This window comes from Lutibacter oceani, assembly GCF_003384935.1.
Lineage (GTDB): Bacteria > Bacteroidota > Bacteroidia > Flavobacteriales > Flavobacteriaceae > Lutibacter > Lutibacter oceani.
This window is the reverse complement of the sequence record NZ_QTTQ01000010.1, coordinates 538,842-559,816: the sequence shown is the minus strand read 5'-3', so window position 1 is coordinate 559,816 and position 20,975 is coordinate 538,842. Positions and strand designations below refer to the sequence as shown.

Below are 20,975 nucleotides of genomic sequence, written 5' to 3'. Positions count from 1 at the left end.
TTTAATACATATCCCAAAACTTACGTTTTTTATCTAATTCTTCTTCCTGACGTTTATATTCATCTGCCGGAATTACTTTTAAAAATGAAGGGTCTTGTTCTATTTCAAATTCAATTCTCTTTACTATTTCTTCAACGGTTTCATTTTCATAATCAATTTCCATAGGAGGTTTAATTACCATCGATTGCAAAATATTACGTTTTTTAATCAATAAACCTTTTTTATCAAAAGAACGTCTAAATCCATCAATAACTATAGGAATTACAACTGGTTTGTATGTTTTAATTATATGGGCTGTTCCACGTCTTATTGGTCTAAAAGGTTTTGTAGTTCCTTGTGGAAACGTTATAACCCAACCATCATCTAAGGCTTTTTTAATATTACTAATATCAGACATTTTAACTTGCCTATTTACTTCTTTACCTGCACTTCTCCAAGTTCTTTCAATTGATATGGAACCGGTATAAGCAAATACTTTTGGTAAAAAACCAGATTTCATAGTCTCTGAAGCGGCAATGTAATATATATTTAATTTTGGATGCCAAATGTATCCAACATTTTTTAAGGTGTCAACTCTACCTTTTAAGGAAGCGTTAAAAACGTGAAGCATTGCAGCAACATCAGCAAAATAAGTTTGGTGGTTTGAAACAAATAAAACATTTGTTTCAGGAAGATCTCTTATAATTTCGGACCCTTCAATTTGAAGACTGTTAAATCTACGGTATCTGCCGTGAGAAACAACTCCAAAAATACGAATCAGCCATTTTTTTATAAATAAAATATGCCCGAACGGATTTCTTTTGAAAATTGGCATTTAGTTGGTTTTGGTTAATACAAATTTAGCAAAAATTAATTAGATAATTTTTATTAGTTCTTTAATCTCACTTAGCATCATTGCAGTTGCTCCCCAAACAATATAATTGTTTAATTTAAAGCAAGGTACCTCAATATTTTTAGCGTATGAAGTGGAAAGCGTTGTAGAACTTATTGCAGAATCACATAAAAAATCGGAAACATTTATTTCTATTAAGTCCTCAACTTCGTGATTTTTTGTAAATATTGGAGTATAATCTATATAGCTTAAATAAGGAGTTACTATAAAATTACTTGGGGGTATAAAAACGTCTGTCATTTGTTTAAAAATTGAAATGTCTTTTTTAATAATTCCAACTTCTTCAAAAGCCTCTCTTAAAGCAGTTTGTTCAAGTGAAGTGTCTTTTAAATCGAACTTTCCACCTGGAAAACTAATTTGAGCAGAATGTGTGCCATTATAACTTGCCCTAAGGGTTAATAAAAAATTTATTTTCCCGCTATTATTTGGATAAAATATAACTAATACTGCTGCTTTTTTAGGGTTATTTGCTTTAATTTTCTCTTCGGAAAACTGTTTTCTTAGTTTTGGGGCTAATTTAAATTGAGCTTCCAATCCACCAATTTCTGAGTTTGATAGTTTTTGAATGTGCTTTTTAAAATTAGAATAGTCCATGTTATTTTTTTGTGTAAAAAGTTGGTAAAGATAAATGAAACCTTACCGCAACCAATCTAATGGAAATAATTATAAATGATGTAGAAGCATAAATAATAGACTCATTAACATTAAAATGATGTAAAATTAAAAATGTAATTGAACCAAAAACACAGGCTGTTGCATATATTTCTTTTCTGAAAATTACAGGAATTTCGTTACATAAAATATCTCTTATAACTCCACCAAAAGAGGCAGACATTGTTGCTATTGAAATAATTACAATAGGGTGAAAGTTATAGTTTAATCCAATTTCAGTTCCCATAATTGTATACAATCCAAGCCCAATTGTATCGAATAAAAAAAGTGATTTATTTAAGTACTTTAATTTTTTTCTGAATATAATTGCAAAAAAATATGAAGCAATAATTAAAAAAATTACTTCTGTGTTTTTCATCCAAAAAACAGGTTTTGCACCAATCAATACATCTCTTAAAGTTCCTCCACCTACTGAAGTTGCAAAAGCAATTATAAATACTCCAAACGGATCTAATTTTTTTCGCATTGCCACAAGGGATCCCGAAATTGCAAAGGAAATGATTCCTAAAATATCTAAAACGTGAAAAAGTGTCATTACATCTGTTGTGTAAAATAGTTATAATCTTTTATTACTATGTCAATTAAATCAATAGGTTTTAATTCAGAATTAATTCCAGTAATTTCGATAATCTTTTTATGTAATTTAATAATTGTATTATGGTTACCTTTTCTTTTAGCCTTTAAATAAAGTTCTTTAATTGTTTGAATATCTTTATCAGAAAGCATTGTAACTTGTGGAAAAGTTGGTATATATTCTTCTGGAATATCTACAGCCAACGTGCTATTTATTGAAACTGTTTTTCTTTCAGAAATTACAGCAGTTCCAGCTGCAATATCACCCAATCTTTGTCCTTTTCCATTCAATAAAATAGTTAATAATGCAATGGAGCCTGAGGCAAGTGTTATGTCAATTATACGTAAAACCCATCTAATTAAAAAACTTCCAAAGGTTGGTTTTGAACCATCAATTTTAACAACTCTAATTTTGTTAAAAAATTTCCCAGGAGTTTGTCCATTCATAAGTGTTTCAAAAAGCAAACTATAAAAAAATACGGGTAAGCTTAATAATGTATAAAAAACATAAATATTTTCAGTTGGCATATAGCCTAAAGCATTTAAAACAAGTAAAATTAGTGTATAATAGGCACCAATAATTAACATATCAATAAGAAAAGCGCCTATTCTTGTACTTAACGGCGCAACATTATGTTGAATTGTAATATTTTGTGCTGTTTCAATTTGAAAATTATCCATTTTTAGTGATTAATCTTTTTGGATGATACAATTGTATTTTTTACATTCGTTAACTTAATATTCAATATGAATAATTGCTATATTGAAAAAGCAAAAGTATAAAAAATGCGTGAAGCATCATTTGTAAAAAGAAATAAAAATAAATGGCTCTTATTTGAAAATGTTCTTGATAATAAAGAGCAAATTTCACCAGATAAGTTGTCGGATTTATATGTTGAAATTACAGATGATTTGAGTTATGCAAAAACTTTTTATCCGCAAAGTAATACTGCAAAATATTTAAATTCAATTGCTTCAAAAGCACATCAAAAAATTTATAAAACTAAAAAAGAAAGTAAAAACAGATTAGTCAATTTTTTTAAGTTTGAATTTCCACTGGAATTTGTAAAATATCACAAACAATTACTAATAGCATTTACTACATTTTTATTTTTTGCAATAGTTGGAGCATATTCTGCTGCTAATGATGGTGATTTTGTTCGCCTGATGTTAGGTGATAATTATGTAAATATGACATTGGAAAATATTGAAAAAGGTGATCCAATGGCTGTTTATAAAAAAATGGGAGAAAGTAATATGTTTATTCAAATTACGCTGAATAACATTAAAGTTGCTATGATGGCTTTTGTATTTGGAATGTTATTTTCAGTGGGCACCTTATATATTATGATGCAAAACGGTATTATGCTGGGCTCTTTTTTATACTTTTTTTATGAAAAAGACTTACTTTGGGAGTCTTCACGAACAATTTGGATACACGGGACAATTGAAATTTCTGTAATTATAATTGCTGGTTGCGCAGGTTTGGTTTTAGGAAATGGTTTACTTTTTCCCAAAACATATACTAGGTTGGCATCTTTTAAGCAAAGTTTTAAAGCTGGACTTAAAATAATGGTAAGTACAATTCCATTTTTTATAGTAGCCGGTTTTTTAGAAGGTTTTGTAACACGACATACAGAAATGCCTGATTGGTTGGCAATATTTATAATTTTAATTTCATTTATAACAATACTTTATTACTACGTAATATATCCTATAAAATTAACTAAACAATAAAAATTAACATGGAAAATAGTAACTTTTTAGAATTTAAAAAAGAGCGAGATTTAGGTGCAATTATTACCGATACTTTTAAATTCATTCGTGAAAATTGGAAAGAATATTTTAAGTTTATGATTAAAATAATTGGACCTATATTATTAATTGGTGCGGCATTATTAATGTTTGCCGTAATATCTTATTCAAGTGCTGCAAAAGGACTTTTAACTTTAGATCAGGGTGATCCTTCATTATTTTTTAGTGGATTCTCTGGAATTTTAGGGTGGGCATTTATTATGATGATAGTTTGGGGCTTGGTTTATACTTTATTAGCTGAAGTATCTCTTTATTATGTAAAATCATACATAGCTAATAATGGTGTTGCCAATTTTGATGAAGTAAAACAAAATACCTATAAAAATATTTGGAAATTTATTGGACTAGGTATAGTTTCAATTTTAATAATATTTGTTGGTTATGTGCTTTGTTTTTTACCTTCAATTTATTTTTCAGTGGTTTTATTTTTAGGGTTTTCTATTATGGTTTTTGAAAACAAAAGTGTAGGTGATACTATTTCTCATTGTTTCAAATTGATTAAAAATGAATGGTGGAATACATTTGGTGTACTTATAGTATTAAGTATATTAGTAGGTATTCTTGGGATAGCATTTACAATTCCTTCTATGATTTATCAATTAATTTCTACAGGTATTTTTATGAATTCTGAAGATCCTACAGCTGTACTTGGACTTTTTGATGATCCAATTTATATGGCACTAACATTTTTGGCTTATTTTGGAAAGTTTTTGTTTTATTCCATTACATTAATAGCTTCTGCTTTTATTTATTTCGATTTAAATGAACAAAAGAATTTTACGGGTACATATGAAAAAATTGATAGTTTAGGAGGTACAAATTCTGAAGAATAATTAATGAATAAATCACTTTTTTTTATACTTACGTTACTGTTTTCATTTAGTGTTTACGCGCAAGCGGATTCGCTTTCAGTGAAAAATGATACAAGCAGTATTGTTCAAAAAAAGTTTAATGAAAAGAATTTAGATAATTATAAATCCAATCCCGATTTTGATTATTTAGTAGATAAAGTCGAGACAGAACCAACGTTTATTGAACGTTTTTTTAATTGGTTAGGAAGACAGTTTTTAAGGTTTTTAGAGTGGATTTTTGGAGTAAAATACGCAAAGGGTATTTTTGGTGGTATTTTAAAGGCTTTGCCCTACATTATTGTGGGTTTATTACTATTTTTATTAATTAAATTCTTTTTAAAAGTTAAATCAAATACTATAGTTTCAAACGCCTCTAATAAGTCTATTGTTTCAATAACGGATGATGAAGCATTAATAAAAAACAAAGACCTTCCTAAATTAATAAATCAAGCAATTGCGCTCAAAAACTATCGGTTAGCAGTGCGTTATTATTATTTAAACATATTAAAACAGCTTGAAAATAAAGATTTAATAGCCTGGGAGCAGCAAAAAACAAATGAAGATTACATTAAAGAAATTTCAAAAGAAGCTATAAAATCATCTTTTGAAAAACTTACAAGATTGTACGATTTTGTTTGGTATGGAAATTTTGATATTAGTGAAATTGAGTTTGCGCGTGTTGAAGCAGATTTTGAACATACAAATAACCTAATAAACAATAAGTAGTTTGGATAAAAAAACTAAAATATATGTTGTATTATTTGTGCTTTTAATTGTAGGATACTTATATCTTGAAAGTACAAAAAAACAACCTATTAATTGGTTTCCTAGTTATGCGGCAAAGCATAAAATCCCTTATGGAACTTATGTTTTAAGTAAGGAATTAAATAATTTATTTCCTGCAACAGAAATTAAAACTATTAAAATTCCTCCATATATTTATTTGGAAGACACCACAAAAGTTGGTACTTATTTTTTTGTTGATGAAACTCTAAATTTTGGGGATGCAGAATTTTTTCGTTTAATGAAATTTGTTGATAAAGGGAATGATGTATTTATTTCAACGCACGGAATGAATATAGATACACTAAATTTTGAAACAGAAAGATTGGTTAGTAAAAATTTAGATGAAAAGGTATTTTTTAAACTAATTAATAAAGCATTTAAAGGAAAAGAGTATTCTTTTGATCGTCCATTTGAAAATCAGGTTTTTACAAAAATAGACACCATAAATACAACAGTACTGGGAATAACTGGCTATGTGAATGAAAATGAAGAACGTACTGAAGAAGGAATTAATTTTGTGAAATTTAATTTTGGGAAAGGAAATTTCTATTTACACACTTTTCCTGAAGTTTTTACAAACTATACAATTTTAAATGATCCGAACCAGCAACATGCTGCAAATATTTTATCATATTTAAGGGAAGATATTCCGATATTATGGGATGAATACTATAAAACCGGGAAAAGCAGAATTACTTCACCCATAAAATATTTGTTGAGTTCAAAGTATTTAAAATGGGCTTATTATATGGTATTAATTGGGGTTTTGTTTTTTATTATTTTTGAAGGAAAACGTAAACAACGAAGTATTCCAATAATTACACCTTTAAAAAATCAAACCCTTGCTTTTACACGTACAATTGCAAATATGTATTTTGAAAAACAAGAACATAAAAATATTGCAGAACATAAAATCAATTATTTGTTAGAATTTATTAGAACAAAATTACATATACCAACAACAACAATAGATGCTACTTTTTATGAATATGTTGCTTCTCGAAGTGGAAATTCAATAGAAGAAGTTGAAAAACTTTTCAAATTTTGTGATGAAATTCATTTAAGAAATGAAATTACAGATGAAGAGTTGATAAAGCTAAATAAAATGATAGAAAAATTTAAAAAAACAATTCAATATGGAAAATAACGATTTGAATTTTGAAAATAGGATAGATTTAGAAAAGTTAAAGAATGCCGTAATTCAAATTAAAGCTGAATTAGGTAAAATTATTGTTGGTCAAGAACAATTTGTCGATTTATTGATTGTTGCGCTTTTAGCTGATGGGCACGTTTTAATAGAAGGTGTTCCGGGTGTTGCAAAAACAATTACTGCTAAGTTACTTGCAAAAACTATAGATACAGGCTTTAGCAGATTGCAGTTTACTCCTGATTTAATGCCAAGTGATGTATTGGGAACTTCTGTTTTAAATATGAAAACATCAGAATTTGAATTTAAAGAAGGTCCAATTTTTTCTAATTTAGTTTTAATTGATGAAATAAATAGAGCACCTGCAAAAACACAAGCAGCTTTGTTTGAAGTTATGGAAGAACGCCAAATTTCTATTGATGGAAATACGTATAAAATGAAACCTCCATTTATGGTTTTGGCAACACAAAACCCAATAGAGCAGGAGGGAACTTATGCTTTGCCAGAGGCTCAACTAGACCGTTTTTTATTTAAAATTGATGTTGGTTACCCAAATTTAGATGAGGAGATTTTAATTATTAAAACACATCAGGATAGAAAGGGAGCCCTGCCACAAACATTAGTTTCATCTTTACTTTCTGAAGCTGACTTGTTAGAGTACAGAAACAAGATTTTTGAAATTTTGGTTGAAGAAAAAATTATGAGATATATTGCTCAATTAATTACAAAAACGCGTAATCATCCTCATTTATATTTAGGAGGTTCACCAAGAGCAAGTATTGCGGTTTTAAATGCATCAAAAGCGTATGCCGCAATAAACGGACGTGATTTTGTGATTCCAGAAGATATTAAAAAAGTAATTTACCCAGTTTTACGTCACAGATTAATTTTAACTCCAGAGCGTGAAATGGAAGGAATGACTACCGATAAAGTTATTGAAATGATTATACAATCTGTTGAAGTTCCTAGATAATTAATAGCGAATAAAAAAACAATTGTCACACTGAACTTGTTGAAGTGTCTGTAAAATAATATGATATTGAACCTGATTAAAAATACCTACGTTCACCAACGCTTTTTCATTTATATAAGCGTTATTGCAGCATTATTTTTGGTTTCTTTTTGGTTTCCAATTGTATATAATGTTGCGTGGTTTTTAGTAACCATTTTAGCAGTGCTGTTTGTTGGTGATATTTATGTGCTTTTTAGTGTAAAAAAAGGTGTAAATGCTCGTAGAATTTTAACTGAAAAGTTTTCAAACTCAGATGAAAACCCAGTACCAATTACTGTAAAAAACAATTATAAGTTTACTATTGAAGTAAAAATAATTGATGAGCTTCCAAGTCAATTTCAAAAAAGAGATTTTGTACATATTGCTAATTTAAATCCTTTTGAAAACTACAATTTTGAATATGAAGTGAAGCCAGTTGAAAGGGGAGAATATCATTTTGGAAAATTAAATATATATGTTTCTTCACCTTTAAGAATTGTTGCAAGGCGATTCAAATTTCAGGAGCATGAAATGGTAGCAGTTTATCCTTCATACATTCAAATGAAAAAGTATGAATTTTTAGCTATGAGTAATCGGTTAACGGAATTTGGTTTAAAAAAAATTAGAAGAATTGGGCATACGCTAGAATTTGAACAGATTAAAAATTATATAGCAGGAGACGATGTAAGAACCATAAATTGGAAAGCTACTGCAAAGCGCTCTCAATTAATGGTAAATCAATTTCAGGATGAAAAATCACAACCAATTTATTCAATTATAGATTTGGGAAGGGTAATGAAAATGCCTTTTGAAAAATTAAAATTATTGGATTATGCCATAAATTCCACGTTAGCATTTTCAAATATTGCACTTCGGAAAAATGATAAAGCAGGATTGCTAACTTTTGCTAAAAAAGTGGATACTATTATAGCTGCAAGTAATAAAAAAACGCATTTAAATACAATTAATGAAGCTTTGTATAATATAACTACAAAGTATACCGATTCAGATTTTGGTTATTTGTATGCATTAATAAAGCGTAAAATTACACAACGAAGCTTGTTAATTTTGTATACAAATTTTGAGCATATTTCATCATTAAAACGTCAGTTGCCATTTTTACAAGCTATTTCAAAATACCATTTATTAGTAGTTGTTTTTTTTGAAAATACCGAACTAGATAATTTAATAACTGAAAATGCAGCAGATATACAAACAATTTATCATAAAACAATAGCTGAAAAATTCGCTTTTGAAAAAAGACTAATAGTTAAAGAATTGGAAAGTCATGGTATTTATGGAATTTTAACAAAACCTAAAAACCTTACCGTTAATGTAATAAATAAATATTTAGAATTTAAAGCTAAAGGATTTATTTAATATGAAAATTTGCTGCCATTGCAGCACCAATAATTCCAGCTTCATTTCCAGCTTCAGCTGCTACAATTGGAGTGTCTATTTTAATGTGATTAACAAATTTTTCTAATTTTTTACTGGCTCCACCACCAACAATAAACAAATCTGGGGATAATATTAAATTAATATGTTTAAAATATTTATGCAACCTTTTTCCCCATTCTTTTCTGTTTAAATTTTCACTTTTCCTTACAGAATCGGCAGCATATTTTTCAAAAATTTCTCCATTTTTATATAAAACATGTCCTAATTCAGTGTTTGGTAATAATTTTCCATCTAAAAATACACCAGAGCCTATTCCAGTACCTAAAGTTATCATAATTACAGTACCTTTTTTATTTCTGCCTGCTCCAAAACTTATTTCAGCAAGTCCAGCAGCATCTGCATCATTAACAACTGAATATTCGTTTCCTGTTTTTTTTGAAAAAAGTTCATCAACTTGAACACCTTTCCAGGTTTCATGTAAATTTCCTCCAGTTAGGCATTTTCCGTGTTGTAATGGTGTTGGAAAACCACATCCAACTAATCCTTTCCAATTAAAATGGTTTACCATTTTTTGAATTGTGTTAGCTACTTTTTCTGGAGTTGCTGGTTTAGGGGTAGCAATTCTATGTCTCTCGGTTGTTAAATTTCCTGTTTTTGTATCAACTAAAGCACCTTTTATTCCTGTTCCACCGATATCAATTCCTAAAATTTCCATATTTTATTATTTTACTGTAATTTATTCAATAATTTTTGAATATAATATTTTATATAAATTTATTATTACCTATTTCAGAGTTATTTGATTTAAAATGCACATCCATTTGAGGAAATGGTATTGTAATTTTATGTTCAGCAAATTTTTTATTGATAATTCTTCGAATATCACTTTTGGCTTTATTTATTCTAAAAATATTTTTACTAAAAAATATGAGCTGAAAATCTAACGATGAGTTACCAAAATTCATTAGTCTGCCTTCAACAAGTTCTCTGTTAAAAACATCGGGATGCTCAAAAGCACTTTCTTCTAAAATTTTTATTACTAAATCTACATCACTTCCATAGGCAACACCAACATCTATTTTAAATCTTGTTTTTTGAGATTGATGGCTCCAATTAATTACTTTGCTTGTAGTAATTAAGGAGTTTGGAATAATAATAGATATATCATCTCTGTTTAAAGCTTTTGAAGTACGTAAACCAATGCTTTGAATTTTAACAACATCACCATCAATTTCTAAAACGTCATTTATTTTAATAGACCTCTCAGTAAGCAATATAAGGCCTGAAATTATATCGTTAAATGTTTGTTGTAATCCTAACCCAACACCAACCAATAAAGCGGCAGAACCAGCTAATAATAATGTAACTTTAATTCCTATATTTTCTAAAATAAATCCAATAGCGATTACGTAAAGAACATATTTAATTATTTGAAAAATGGCATATGAGGTTCCGGTATCAAGTGTTGTAAATTTATTTTTACGAGATAATGCCTTCTGAATAATCCATAAAATTATTTTAGTAAATACAATAATTAATATAATAATTACCAATTTTGATACTTTCACAGTATAATCGCCTAAACTAAAAATTTCAAAATTTAATATATTATTTAGTGTCTCCATTTTTATATTTTGTGTTAAAATATTTACTACTAAAAATCAACTAAACTATAATCGCTCTTCAATCCAATTTTTAAAATCAAAGAAGTTTTTAGGTGCAACACCGTGACCTACGGGATATTCTTGATAACAATTTTTAATGTGCAATTCATTTAAAAATTTTGGTGCTTTGTTAGCCCATTCAACAGGTATTACTTGATCTGCTGAACCGTGAGAGATAAAGAAATCTAATTTAGTATAATCTTTTGTATCTATGTTTTTTGGTAATAGTTCGGCATTAATATACCCACTTAAAGCAATAATTTTTTGAACTTTTTCAGGATAACTTAAAGCAACTGCGTAACTTAAAATTGTTCCTTGGCTAAAACCTAATAAAAATGTTTTTGTTGGTGCTATTTTATAGCTTTCTTGAATTTCATCTATAAAATCAGCAATTAAATCTCTTGCAGCAATGGCTTCAGGAATATCAGAAAATTTGCCTTGTGAAGCTGTAAAATTAATTGTGTACCAAGAGTAGCTTCCAAAACCTAAGCTTTGAGGCGCTCTAGCACTTATAATAATTAAATCTTCAGGTAATTCTGTTGCGAATGAAAATAAATCTTCTTCATTACTTCCATAACCATGTAATAGAATTAGTAATGAAGTTTTTTCTGTTCGATTGTTAGGTTCTCTTACAATATATTGTAGTGATAATTTTTCCATTGATAAAATAAAAGTCGCGCTTTAGGCGCGACTTCAAAAATATGATTTTATAGTATTATCCAATGCTTTTAAACCAGTCTTGAAACAAATCGCCTAGCAAAGGAACTCTTTTTTCTTCTCCTTGAAATGCTCCAATTAAGCCAATTACCCAAAGCACAAAAGTACCAAGGCCTAATAGCATACCTATTGAAGAACCTACATATTTGTAAATTAAACTTACACCTACATTAAGTAGTAGTAAGCCAATCATTTGACGAATATGAAATGAAGCAAAAGTATTTTTTTTACTGTTATTCATAATAAAAGCAATAATTAACCCTAGCCACCAAAAATAGGATATAATAGCCATTGTTTTTCCTTCATTAACTGTTTGATTTTCCATTTTTAAATTTTTAGTTGCGTAAATATATAAAATTATAAAACTATTTTATTATTTGAAATTATACCGTATACTTTTCCGTTTAATTTTTTATTTAAAAATATTGAATTTTTGGATGTTGAATAAATATTATTTAATGAAAACTCATACTCAAAATCTGGGTTAAAAAGTGTTATATTGGCTTTTTCTCCTTCATTTATAAATGAATTTTCAATATTAAATCTGTTTCTTGGATTTGTGGTTAAACAAGTTACTAATGTTTCTAAAGGAATTACTTTATTTAAAGATCCAAATAAACTTTCCATACCAATTGTTCCAAATTTGGCATTATTGTACTCCACTTTTTTGTGCTCAATATCAATTGGGTTATGATCACTGGTAATCATATCTATAACACCATCGTTTATCCCTTTTATAAGTGCTTTTACATCTTTAGCTGTTCTTAAAGGTGGCAAAACCTTTGTGTTTCCGTCAAAACTTGCAAGTTCATCATCTGTTAAAACCAAATGATGCGCAGCAACACTACAGCTTACATTTAAACCCTTATTTTTTGCTTCCTTAATTAGTTTTACAGATTTTGCAGTAGATATTGTTGGAATATGTAATTTTCCATTGGTATATTCTAAAATAAATAAATCTCTTGCAACTTGCATTTCTTCTGCTAAAGAAGGGATCCCTTTTAAGCCAAGTTTTGTACTGTTTATATGTTCATTTGCTAAACCATATCCTGCAATAGAATTATCTTGAGGGAAACTTAAAATTAAGGCATCGAAATTTTGAGCATATTGCAAAGCAATTTTTAATAAATTGGCGTTTACTATTGGATTGTTATAATCTCCAAATGCAATAGCTCCTGAATTTTGCATATCAAATAGTTCTGCAAGGTCTTTACTTTCAGCATTTTTAGTTAAACATCCAATAGGAAATAGTGATGTAGCTGTATTATTTGCTTTGTTTTTAATAAATTCTATTGCTGATTTGTTATCAGCAACCGGATATGTATTTGGATTTACTGCAACCTTAGTAAATCCACTTTTTGCCGCTGTTTCTAAACCATTTTTAATAGTTTCTCGTTCTTCAAAACCAGGCTCTCCAAAACTAACGCTAGTATCAAACCAACCTTGAGAAATATGTAAATTATCTAATTTAATTTCTTTTAGGTTATTTGGATTTTTTATTTTTTTTGAAATTTTTTTAATACAACCGTTTTCAATTAAAATATCATTTTCTTGTTTGTGAAACGGACTAGATGGATCAATGATTGTTGCAGATTTTATGAGTAGATTCATATTTTGAAATATTTTAATAGAAGCATTTCAATTAACAAAAATAGGACAGAAAAAGCTAAAAACCACTTAAAAAGCCAATTGTTTTTTTGTTGATTATTAATTTCTTTAAAAATTTCATCTATTGAGGATGAAACTATAATGTCTTTGTTGTTTTTACTAAGTTCTTTTATATTGGTGTATGTTAAATCGCTTTCATTTCTATTATAATTAAAAGCTACTTTTTTAATTATTTCATTACCGTTAGTAATATTATAAAAACCACTTTTTAATATATTATCTTCAATTTTAAGAGTTACTTTGTTTGGTCCAATTTGTTGAAGTGGTATAAATTCATTTAATTCATCAGAAATTTTTAACACTTGCTCTTTTCCAATGGCTATTTTAACATCAATGTTTGTATTTTGTGAAATAGTATAATAAAGCTCAGAAAATTTTGAACTATTTTTTGCGAAATTATAGAAAACAGGAACTATAAGTGGAGATTGGGTAAAATCTGAAACCTCATAATTTAAAGGTGATGCGACCCAATAAAAATTATTGTTTTTAAAGTTTGCAGATGAGATAAACGCATCATTATTATCAAAATTTATAATGGAAGCAGCATTTTTAAAATTGCTTTTAAAATATTGATTTGTTTTTGGGTACTGAAAATTTTGAACTCTTTTCTCAAAAACATCATTTACCAATGGATGGTTATAATTTATTGAAGTTATTTTATGGTCTTTGTTTTCTTTTGATTTAATTAACCCAATTCCTAGTTGGTTTAGCAAGTTATTGTAAGTTAAAATATCTGTTTTTTCAGAAGGAATTAAAACCAAATTACCCCCATTTATAAAATATTCTTTTAAAGCAATTATTAATTCAATAGGAAATTTTTCAATTTCATTTAAAACAATTAATTGCTGATTTTGAATAGTATTGTAATTTAAATTTTGCAATGAAAAAGATGTGAAATTAAATTCATTTTCAGTATAAATTTTAGGTAAAAAACCAGCTGAATTTTCAATAGATAAAACATTTATTTTTTCTGGTTTAGATAGGGTAAAAAAGAAGTCGTTATCAAATTCAAGAACGGCATCATTTAATGATATTTTTCCATTAAAATCAGTAGCATTTGGAATTGTAAATTGTACACTGGTATACTTTGAATTGTCAAATTTTGAGGTTGCTTTTCCAATTAAAATAGAATTGCTAAACAATGAAACAGGAACATTTTCAGTAATTTTCTTTGTGCTTTTTACAAGTGCAGTAATACTAATATCTGATGAAGTATTGTTGTTTATAAAAACGCTATCAATATAAATATTGTTTTGCGTTTTAGGAATTACTTTTAGTAGTTGGATTGGTGAGTTTACATTTGTAAAATCACTTTTATTTTTAAAATTAATATTTTGAAAATCAGATATTAATATGTTTTTATATAAAGTGTTTATTTTATTGTTATTTATTGAGTTTAATTTTAATAAAACAGTGTTAAAATCTACTTTGATAGGGTAATATTTTAAATTTATAAGTGTAGATTTTAGGTTTTTAGCATCTAATTTTGGGAAAAAATCATTATTTGTTAATATGGAAAATGTACTGTTTTTAAAAGTGTTATTTTCAATAATATTTTGAGCAGCATTTTTCAACAATTCTCCATTTGCTCCTTTTGCCTGCATACTAAAAGAGTTGTCTAAATAAAATGTTGTATTGTAATTTAAGGTAGTATTAAATTTAGAAAAATAAGGTTGTGCAAATGCAATTATTAAAGTTGTAAATGCAAGTAATCTGGAGGCTAAAACTAGCCACTTTTTCAGGCGTGCACTTTTGCGAGTTTGTTGCTCTATATTTTTTAAAAATTTTACATTGGTAAAAGGGACTTTTATGAAGCGTTGTAACTGAAATAAATGAACTATTATCGGAATGATAAGAAGCAGAAGTGCGTATAAAATTTCAGGATGCTTAAACTGCATTGTTCATAATAGTTTTTCAAAGATATTAAATTCAAACAGACTTATGCAAAATAGTTTTTTAAAATTCCTAATGCATAGTTACTGGCAATTGTATTTGCAAATCTTGAAAAATCTATGGTTGCATTGTCGTTTGCTTTATCTGAGATAATTCTAATTATTGAGAATGGAATGTTATATTCGTAACAAATTTGGGCAACAGCAGCACCCTCCATTTCAACACAAATAGCTGTTGGCAACGCTTTATTTAGTTTTTTTATTTTTTTAATACTTGAAATAAATTGATCTCCACTTGCAATATCTCCAAACACTATTTTTGGAGCTGTTATATTAAAAACAGCCGCTTCAGAATCTTTAATATATTTATTGTAACTATCTATAAATAAATTAGTTGAATTAATTATTTTTTGTGAATTTTTAGTTTCTAAAAACTCCTTTTTTAGAATTGGAATTTCGAACTTTTTATAAAATGGGCTGGCATTTAAATCGTGTTGAAATAAATTTTTTCCAATTACTACGTCACCTATATTTAAATCTTTATTAATTGCACCTGCAACTCCAGTAAATATAATTTCCTCTACGTTAAAATCGTTTATGAGCTGTGTGGTAGTGGCAGCAGATGCAACTTTACCCCAGCGTGAAAAAACAAGTACAACTTTTTTATTAAATAATTTGCCAGAATAATAGGTGCGCATTCCTTTTTCTGTAGTTGTAACATTTTTAAGTTCATTTAATAATGCTTGAATTTCTTCTTGCATTGCACTTATAATTCCAATCATTTATTCAAGTTTAATTGATAATTTTTCCATCTTTCATTTCCAGTTTTCTGTCTGCCATATTTGCCAATTCTTGGTTATGAGTTACAATTACAAAGGTTTGATTGAATTTTTTGCGTAGTGTAAAAAATAGTTCGTGTAAATTTTTAGCAGAAGCAGAATCTAAATTTCCACTTGGTTCATCTGCAAAAATAACATCAGGATTATTTATTAAAGCACGTGCAACAGCAACCCGTTGTTGCTCTCCACCAGAAAGTTCATTTGGCTTATGATTTATTCTGTTTGAAAGGCCTAAAAATTCCAGTAATTCTTTGGCTTTGGATTCCGCTTCACTTTTGGTGTTATTTGCTATAAACGCAGGAATACATACATTTTCTAAAGCAGTAAATTCAGGAAGCAATTGATGAAATTGAAAAATAAATCCTATATGTTTATTTCTAAATTTTGATAGCGTTTTATCATTTAAAGTTAATAAATTTATAGTGTTTATTGTAAGATCAGATTCTTTATTTTGGGTAGGTTTGTCTAATGTTCCCAGTATTTGAAGGAGTGTAGTTTTTCCAGCACCTGATGGACCAACAATAGCAACAACTTCTCCTTTTTTTATGGATAGGTTTACGCCTTTTAAAACCTCTAAATCACCATAAAATTTATGAATATTTTTTGCTTTTATCATAATTCAAAAATAGTTAAATTATAGAGTAAAAAGTGAAAATTAAAATAAAAATAGTTTTCTGTTAACTTTTTCCAAGCCAACCTTTCATGTTATTATAATCTATATAATAAATTAACTTAAGTGAAACGTTGTGTTGTTTTGGTTGTTCAAACAGGTTTGTTAGGTTTTCATTAAAATTTAAGTCAGAATTAGTATCCTCGTTAAAAATAGCATTTCTATATAAAGCAACTAATTGACTACCAGGAGCAAATTGCCAAGAGTAACTTAAATCTAAATTCCAGCTATTAAAATTAATGTCATGATTTTCTGAATAAGTATTTGGCGAAAGCTCTCCGTTTTGTTCTAAATTATAAAATTCGTTATCATATTCAATTGGCGACCAATAATGCCTGAAAGTTAATGCAAGTCCAGATTTTACGCTAAAATTATATCTTCCTGAAATCGAATTTGTTATGTTTTTTACAGTTCTATTGCCAAATATAATTGTACCATCTTCTAATTCATTTACCCAACCTTTACTGTTTTTTCCAGCACCCATATTTAAACCGTAAGAAACATTAAACTTATCGTTAAAACGATAACGAGGAGAAAAATCAAATTCAGTATAAATTCTAGATTCTCCAATTCTTATTCCGTGAAAAACGCTCGTTTCAAAAGCAAATTTTTTGCTAAAATCTGTTGACAGCCATCCATTAAAATTTAATCTTGGACTGTCTGTATAATACCTGTCTTCAACTCTAGGTTCGTAGTAATCATAAGTTTTGCCAATATTTCCATTAATATTAACTCCAAAAGATAATTGTTTTAAAGTGGTTGCATTAAAGTTTATTCCAATTCTATTATCCATATAAGCGCCATCACTTTTTCTGTAACTAATATTTCCCCAAGTATTAAATCTGTAACGAATGAAATTTTTTGTAGGTTCAAAAATTCTATAAGAAAAATTACCATAATAACGTTGGTAGTTATTTCTATTTTGAAATCCTAAATCATTAATTTCAAATTTTTCATCCACCATTCTATAGCCAGCTTCATATTGAATTTTACCAGCAAATTTTCCCATACTTGTATCAAAAAAATAGCCATTGGTTTTTTCATTATTTTCTATAATACTACTGGTTTTAACACTTCCATCTATATAATGCGTATTTTTTTTATTCACTAATGTGTATAAAAGTCCGGTAGCATTTGCATCTCTAACTTTACCTTCTCTTAAAACACTAGTATTTATTAAAGAAACTGATGAGTTTTTATTAAATTGTTGATCTAAAATTATAACATTATAATTAGCTAAAGGTTCCGTAACTATTCTTTTAATTTCTTCCGTTGAAAGATCTTTAATTTTAGCCTCGGTTTTTTCAGTAATTGCATTAAATACCCCAATTCCAAGTCCGCCTTTAGTTCTTCCTGAAACTTTAACAGCGTTTAGCATATTAACTTTATAAGGATTATCAACAATTTCTTCATTTTCGGTTAGCGTAGCTTCATCAAAATAGTTTACGGGAGCATTTCCAATTCTTCTGGAATAAAACATATCTCCTTTGCTAAAAAGTTCAGTCCCTTCAGTAAAAAATGGGCGTTGTTCTTGATATTGTTCTTCAAAGGGACCTAAATTTAGTACAATATCGTCAAAAGCAGTTTGTCCAAAATCTGGAATTAATGTAGCGTCTAAAGTAAAACTTTCACTGATTCCATATTTTACATCTAAACCAATACTATTGTTAAATGAATTTTCACCATCGTATGAATTAAAAGCAGAAGAAGCATATGGGGAAAAGCTTAAGCGGGTAGGAGGTTGAATATTTTCAATACCGCTAAGTGTTCCTGCATATTGTTGAATAATTCCTTTAGTTCTGTCAATATAATTCCAGGTAAATTGCTCTCTTGTATTTCTAAAATGTCTATGGAAATTTAGCCCCCAAGTTTGTACTTCCTGATTTGAAAAACGCAATGCTGAATAAGGAATTTTTATCTCAACAACCCATCCATCTCTAAGTACCGAAACTTCACTGTCCCAAACTGCACTCCAACTAAAATCCTCATTAAAAGCATTTGATTTAGCATCTGCTTGATTACCTGTAACTTGAACAAAAAATTCAGTATCATTTTGCGAATCATTATTTGGGTTTATCATTACTCCAAACCAATCAACCGAGGCAAAATTATCCCTATTTGCAAATTCTTTAGGTATTTCGTTTGGCTTATCATCATATAAATAGGCTCCAAAATAAATGGCATCATCATCATAAACAACCTTAACTTCGGTTCTTTTATTTTTTTCTTCTGGTGTACCTGAAGAAGGTCTGAACATTACAAAATCTTTAGCTACATCTGCATCTTTCCAGACGTCATCATTAAGTATGCCATCAATTTTTGGAGGATTTGAAACTCTTTTTGCTAGTAGTTTTTTTTTGGTTTCTTGGGCTGTGATTGTTACAATACAAAATAAGGAAAGAATTAAAAAAAAATTTTTCATGAAATGAAATAGTTTGATTGTCCAAAAAATATAATGCTAAAATATTTAACATATTTTCTAAACGTTCTTAAATAAATGTTAATAATAAAATCTGTTTTAATTGTTAAATATGATAAAGACTTCAAAAAAATATATTTGTTACAATCTTTTTTTGGTTGAAACTAAAATTTAAGTTTTAGATTATTACATTTGTATATATTTTTTAAAACCATTATTTCTAATGAATTTACACGAATATCAAGGAAAAGAATTATTAAATAGTTTTGGAGTAAGAATTCAACGTGGAATTGTTGCCGATAACCATAAAAAAGCAGTTGAGGCTGCTAAACAATTAGCAACAGAAACCGGAACGGGTTGGTGGGTTGTAAAAGCTCAAATTCACGCAGGTGGTCGTGGTAAAGGTGGTGGAGTGAAGCTTGCAAAAAGTTTGGCTGAAGTAGAAAGTATTTCAGAAGATATTATTGGAATGATGCTAAAAACGCCTCAAACACCTCCTCAAGGAAAAAAAGTAAGTCAAGTATTAATTGCTGAAGATGTATATTATCCAGGAGCCAATGAACCGGATGAATATTATATGTCTGTGCTTTTAAACAGAAGTACTGGTAGAAATATGATTATGTATTCTACTGAAGGTGGTATGGATATTGAAGCTGTTGCGGAAAAAACACCACATTTAATCTTTACAGAAGATATTGATCCTTTATTAGGGTTACTACCTTTTCAAGCGCGAAAAGTTGCTTTTAATTTAGGATTGTCAGGTGGAGCCTTAAAAGAAATGATAAAATTTGTTACTTCTTTATATACTGCTTTTGTAAAATCAGACGCATCATTATTTGAAATTAACCCAGTATTAAAAACTTCTGATGATAAAATATTAGCAGTAGATTCTAAAGTTACTTTAGATGATAATGCTTTATTTAGGCATAAAGATTTGGCAGTTTTAAGAGATTTACGTGAAGAAAATGAAATTGAAGTGGAAGCAAATGCTGCTGGTTTAAATTATGTAGATTTAGATGGAAATGTAGGTTGTATGGTGAATGGTGCTGGTTTGGCTATGAGTACAATGGATTTAATTAAACAATCTGGTGGAGAACCTGCTAACTTTTTAGATGTTGGCGGTACAGCAGATGCTAAAAGGGTTGAAACTGCTTTTAGAATTATTTTAAAAGATCCTAATGTAAAGGCTATTTTAGTAAATATATTTGGTGGTATTGTGCGTTGTGATAGAGTTGCACAAGGTGTAATTGATGCATACAAAAATATGGGAGATGCAATTAAAGTTCCTATTATTGTTAGGTTACAAGGTACAAATGCAATTGAAGCTAAGCAGTTAATTGATGATAGTGGTTTAGATGTAATTTCTGCTACTGAGTTTCAAGAAGCCGCAGATAAAGTTCAACAAGTTCTAGCTTAAACTTTAAGTTAAATAATATAGCATAAAAAAACCGACTTTAAGTCGGTTTTTTTATGCTCAATAATTAATATAAAAAAAGCACCTCAATTGAGGTGCTTTTAAATAGTAAAAATTACTATTAAATATCTTCAAAATTTAAATCAGTGAAACTTTCAGATCCAGAAGTTTCTTCATTTAATTCTGATGGTTTTTTAAAGTCTTTTTGGTGACGTTCAGATATAACTTCTTCACCTTTTTCATCTAAAATGTAATCAGTAGCAGCTTTTAACATTTCATTAAATTCTGCAAAATCTTCTTTGTATAAATAAATTTTGTGTTTTTTGTAATGGAAAGATCCATCGTCATGTGTAAATTTTTTACTCTCAGTTACAGTCAAGTAATAATCGTCAGCTTTTGTAGCTCTTACATCAAAAAAGTAAGTTCTTCTTCCTGCTCTAAGAACCTGAGAGAATATCTCCTCTTGTTCTAAATGTTCTTTGTCACTCATAATTAACTTTCTATTTTTATTAATCTTTTTTTTAGATTTCTACACAAATCTATAAAATTAATTTACTTAAAACG

Annotated in this window: 21 protein-coding genes; 7 read left to right on the top strand and 14 right to left on the bottom strand. The window is 28.3% G+C overall.

Features of this window, described 5'->3' with window-relative positions; genetic code table 11:
• Position 1: 1 nt before the first annotated feature.
• The 4 genes from BX611_RS07980 to BX611_RS07965 are packed head-to-tail and all read right to left on the bottom strand — an operon-like array spanning position 2 to position 2,818.
• Positions 2-814: a lysophospholipid acyltransferase family protein gene (locus BX611_RS07980; RefSeq protein WP_115879942.1), complete on the bottom strand. Its 813-nt coding sequence runs from the start codon at positions 812-814 to the stop codon at positions 2-4.
• Between the two features lie 39 nt (positions 815-853).
• A complete protein-coding gene (locus BX611_RS07975) occupies positions 854-1,486 on the bottom strand; it encodes an NUDIX hydrolase (protein ID WP_115879940.1) in 633 nt (210 codons plus the stop codon).
• A gap of 1 nt (position 1,487) precedes the next feature.
• Entirely contained in the window at positions 1,488-2,099 is a 612-nt protein-coding gene (locus BX611_RS07970; protein ID WP_115879938.1) for a trimeric intracellular cation channel family protein, read from the bottom strand.
• On the bottom strand, positions 2,099-2,818 hold the full coding sequence (locus BX611_RS07965) for an RDD family protein (RefSeq protein WP_115879936.1): 720 nt from the start codon (positions 2,816-2,818) through the stop codon (positions 2,099-2,101). The genes BX611_RS07970 and BX611_RS07965 overlap by 1 nt, the downstream gene beginning before the upstream one ends.
• A gap of 105 nt (positions 2,819-2,923) precedes the next feature.
• On the opposite strand from BX611_RS07965, the gene BX611_RS07960 reads away from it, so the two are divergent.
• The 6 genes from BX611_RS07960 (at position 2,924) to BX611_RS07935 (ending at position 9,107) form a co-directional block, all read left to right on the top strand.
• Complete coding sequence (locus BX611_RS07960) at positions 2,924-3,874, top strand: stage II sporulation protein M (protein WP_115879934.1); 951 nt, start codon at positions 2,924-2,926, stop codon at positions 3,872-3,874.
• Positions 3,875-3,882: 8 nt separating this feature from the next.
• A complete protein-coding gene (locus BX611_RS07955; protein WP_115879932.1) occupies positions 3,883-4,785 on the top strand; it encodes a hypothetical protein in 903 nt (300 codons plus the stop codon).
• 3 nt (positions 4,786-4,788) lie between these two features.
• Complete coding sequence (locus BX611_RS07950) at positions 4,789-5,529, top strand: DUF4129 domain-containing protein (RefSeq protein WP_115879930.1); 741 nt, start codon at positions 4,789-4,791, stop codon at positions 5,527-5,529.
• Between the two features lies 1 nt (position 5,530).
• On the top strand, positions 5,531-6,736 hold the full coding sequence (locus tag BX611_RS07945; protein ID WP_162879987.1) for a DUF4350 domain-containing protein: 1,206 nt from the start codon (positions 5,531-5,533) through the stop codon (positions 6,734-6,736).
• Positions 6,726-7,709: an AAA family ATPase gene (locus tag BX611_RS07940; protein ID WP_115879925.1), complete on the top strand. Its 984-nt coding sequence runs from the start codon at positions 6,726-6,728 to the stop codon at positions 7,707-7,709. Before BX611_RS07945 ends, BX611_RS07940 begins: the two co-directional genes overlap by 11 nt.
• 66 nt (positions 7,710-7,775) lie before the next feature.
• Positions 7,776-9,107 carry a DUF58 domain-containing protein gene (locus tag BX611_RS07935; protein WP_115880498.1) on the top strand — a complete coding sequence of 444 codons (1,332 nt, stop codon included), beginning with the start codon at positions 7,776-7,778 and terminating at the stop codon, positions 9,105-9,107.
• Here the strand turns inward: BX611_RS07935 and ppgK are convergent.
• From ppgK to BX611_RS07890, 9 genes are all read right to left on the bottom strand, one after another.
• A complete protein-coding gene (gene ppgK, locus BX611_RS07930) occupies positions 9,100-9,843 on the bottom strand; it encodes a polyphosphate--glucose phosphotransferase (protein ID WP_115879923.1) in 744 nt (247 codons plus the stop codon). The genes BX611_RS07935 and ppgK overlap by 8 nt on opposite strands.
• A gap of 49 nt (positions 9,844-9,892) precedes the next feature.
• Positions 9,893-10,753 carry a mechanosensitive ion channel family protein gene (locus BX611_RS07925; RefSeq protein ID WP_115879921.1) on the bottom strand — a complete coding sequence of 287 codons (861 nt, stop codon included), beginning with the start codon at positions 10,751-10,753 and terminating at the stop codon, positions 9,893-9,895.
• 45 nt (positions 10,754-10,798) lie between these two features.
• Positions 10,799-11,452 (bottom strand): alpha/beta hydrolase, encoded by a 654-nt coding sequence (locus tag BX611_RS07920; RefSeq protein WP_115879919.1) that lies wholly within the window; start codon positions 11,450-11,452, stop codon positions 10,799-10,801.
• A gap of 55 nt (positions 11,453-11,507) precedes the next feature.
• Entirely contained in the window at positions 11,508-11,834 is a 327-nt protein-coding gene (locus BX611_RS07915; protein WP_115879917.1) for a DUF4870 domain-containing protein, read from the bottom strand.
• 32 nt (positions 11,835-11,866) lie between these two features.
• The gene (locus BX611_RS07910) at positions 11,867-13,120 is read right to left on the bottom strand and encodes a dihydroorotase (RefSeq protein WP_115879915.1); all 1,254 of its coding nucleotides are present in this window, start codon (positions 13,118-13,120) and stop codon (positions 11,867-11,869) included.
• On the bottom strand, positions 13,117-15,075 hold the full coding sequence (locus tag BX611_RS07905; protein ID WP_115879913.1) for a BatA domain-containing protein: 1,959 nt from the start codon (positions 15,073-15,075) through the stop codon (positions 13,117-13,119). The genes BX611_RS07910 and BX611_RS07905 overlap by 4 nt, the downstream gene beginning before the upstream one ends.
• A 41-nt stretch (positions 15,076-15,116) precedes the next feature.
• On the bottom strand, positions 15,117-15,851 hold the full coding sequence (locus BX611_RS07900; protein WP_115879911.1) for a 5'-methylthioadenosine/adenosylhomocysteine nucleosidase: 735 nt from the start codon (positions 15,849-15,851) through the stop codon (positions 15,117-15,119).
• A 10-nt stretch (positions 15,852-15,861) separates the two neighbouring features.
• Complete coding sequence (locus BX611_RS07895; RefSeq protein ID WP_115879909.1) at positions 15,862-16,524, bottom strand: ABC transporter ATP-binding protein; 663 nt, start codon at positions 16,522-16,524, stop codon at positions 15,862-15,864.
• Between the two features lie 61 nt (positions 16,525-16,585).
• Positions 16,586-19,000, bottom strand: a complete 2,415-nt coding sequence (locus BX611_RS07890; protein WP_115879907.1) for a DUF5916 domain-containing protein — start codon at positions 18,998-19,000, stop codon at positions 16,586-16,588.
• A 220-nt stretch (positions 19,001-19,220) separates the two neighbouring features.
• Here BX611_RS07890 and sucC point away from each other — a divergent pair, with 220 nt between their 5' ends.
• A complete protein-coding gene (gene sucC, locus BX611_RS07885; protein WP_115879905.1) occupies positions 19,221-20,414 on the top strand; it encodes an ADP-forming succinate--CoA ligase subunit beta in 1,194 nt (397 codons plus the stop codon).
• Between the two features lie 118 nt (positions 20,415-20,532).
• On the opposite strand, the gene BX611_RS07880 is transcribed toward sucC, so the two are convergent.
• The gene (locus tag BX611_RS07880) at positions 20,533-20,901 is read right to left on the bottom strand and encodes a PUR family DNA/RNA-binding protein (RefSeq protein WP_115879903.1); all 369 of its coding nucleotides are present in this window, start codon (positions 20,899-20,901) and stop codon (positions 20,533-20,535) included.
• Between the last annotated feature and the right edge of the window lie 74 nt (positions 20,902-20,975).